At 72.3% G+C, this 2,311-nt stretch carries 1 protein-coding gene; it reads left to right on the top strand.

The genetic code is table 11. The annotated features are described in order from the left end of the window. Positions 1-2,311: 1,4-alpha-glucan branching enzyme (gene glgB / locus GCU69_RS08820; protein WP_408055780.1), on the top strand; the 2,311-nt coding region annotated here is incomplete at both ends.

The raw sequence follows: 2,311 nt of genomic DNA, 5'->3' as shown, positions 1-2,311 counted from the left end.
GCGAACCCGGCACCGGAAGCCAACGGCGCGCCGGGCCCGGAGCCGGCCGGAACACCTGCGCCGGGCGCGCCCCGTGCCGTACGCCGTGACCCCGCGCCCGGTGCCGTACCGCCGGCGGGCAGCCCCGGGGTGGCACGGGCGCCGCAGCTCGACCCGGCCGACCGGCACCGGCTGCTCGACGGGGCGCACCACGACCCGCACGCGCTCCTCGGCGCGCACCCGCTCCCCGACGGAGGCGTCCTCTTCCGCGCGCTGCGGCCCTTCGCGCACGCCGTCACCGTGGTCGCGGAGGGCGTACGTGCCAATCTGCACCCGGAGGGCGACGGGCTGTTCGCCGGTGTGCTGCCGCTGGACGGGGTCCCGGACTACCGTCTCGTCATCGCGTACGGCGAACCGGACGCCCCGGTGCCGCTGGAGCAGCACGATCCGTACCTCTTCCTGCCCGCCGTCGGCGAACTCGACCTGCACCTCATCGGCGAGGGACGGCACGAGCAGCTGTGGCAGGCGCTCGGCGCGCACCCGATGACGCATCAGGGCGTGACCGGCACCCGTTTCACCGTCTGGGCGCCCAATGCCCGCGGTGTGCGCGTGACCGGCGACTTCACCTGCTGGAACGGCACGTGCTATCCGATGCGTTCGATGGGCGCGACCGGTGTCTGGGAGCTGTTCGTGCCGGGGATCGGCGAGGGTGCCGTCTACAAGTTCGACATCGCCTGCCCCGACGGCTCGCACACGCTGCGCGCCGACCCGATGGCGCGCCGCACCGAGTGCCCGCCGGACACCGCGTCCGTCGTGACCGCCTCCGCCCACGAGTGGACGGACGGGGAGTGGATGCGGGACCGCCCGAAGCAGCGGGTGCACCAGTCGCCGTTCTCGGTGTACGAGGTGCATCTGGGCTCGTGGCGGCCGGGGCTGACGTACCGCGAGCTGGCCGAGCAGCTGCCCGCGTACGTGCGCGACCTCGGCTTCACCCATGTCGAGCTGATGCCGGTCGCCGAGCACCCGTTCGGCCCGTCGTGGGGCTACCAGGTCACCGGCTACTACGCGCCGACCGCCCGTCTGGGCAGCCCCGACGACTTCAAGTACCTGGTCGACGCGCTGCACCGGGCGGGCATCGGCGTGATCATGGACTGGGTGCCGGCGCACTTCCCGAAGGACGACTGGGCGCTGGCGCGCTTCGACGGCACCCCGTTGTACGAGCCGGCCGACCCGCGCCGGGCGGAGCACCCGGACTGGGGCACGCTGGAGTTCGACTACGGCCGCACGGAGGTCCGCAACTTCCTCGTCGCGAACGCCGTCTACTGGTGCGAGGAGTTCCACATCGACGGCCTGCGGGTCGACGCGGTCGCCTCGATGCTCTACCTCGACTACTCGCGCGAGGGCGGCGACTGGGCGCCGAACCAGTACGGCGGCCGGGAGAACCTGGACGCGGTGGCGTTCCTCCAGGAGATGAACGCCACCGTCTACCGCCGCTGCCCGGGCGTCGTCACGATCGCCGAGGAGTCGACCGCCTGGAACGGCGTCACCCGCGCCACGCACCACACCGGCCCCGACGGCTTCGGCGGCCTCGGCTTCGGGCTGAAGTGGAACATGGGCTGGATGCACGACTCGCTGGGCTACATGGCGCACGAGCCGGTGCACCGCAAGTACCACCACAACGAGATGACGTTCTCGATGGTGTACGCGTACAGCGAGAACTACGTGCTGCCGATCTCGCACGACGAGGTGGTGCACGGCAAGCAGGCGCTGGTCACCAAGATGCCCGGCGACTGGTGGCAGCGGCGCGCGAACCACCGGGCGTATCTGGGCTTCATGTGGGCGCACCCGGGCAAGCAGCTGCTGTTCATGGGGCAGGAGTTCGCGCAGGGCGCCGAGTGGTCGGAGCGGCACGGCCCCGAGTGGTGGCTGACGGACGACACGTACCACTCGGCGGGCGACCACCGGGGGGTGCGCGACCTGGTGCGCGACCTGAACCACCGGTACGCCGCCGAGCCCGCGCTGTGGGAACGGGACACCGATCCGTCGGGCTTCACCTGGATCGACGGCGGCGCGGCGGAGGACAACGTGTTCGCGTTCCTGCGCCATGACGCGCAGGGGGCGCCGCTGCTGTGCGTGAGCCACTTCTCGCCGGTCGTCCGGGAGGACTACCGGCTGGGGGTGCCCGGTGACCACGCGGGCTGGCAGGAGGTCCTGAACACGGACGAGGCCCGCTACGGCGGCAGCGGCGTCGGCAACCCGGACCCGCTGAAGCCGGAGCCGACGGAGTGGCACGGGCGCCGGACCAGCATCCGGTTGACGCTGCCGCCCCTGG

The sequence above is a fragment of the Streptomyces lycii genome, assembly GCF_009735685.1.
GTDB lineage: Bacteria > Actinomycetota > Actinomycetes > Streptomycetales > Streptomycetaceae > Streptomyces > Streptomyces lycii.
Note: the sequence above shows the minus strand (reverse complement) of the source record. Positions and strands in the feature narration are given on the sequence as shown.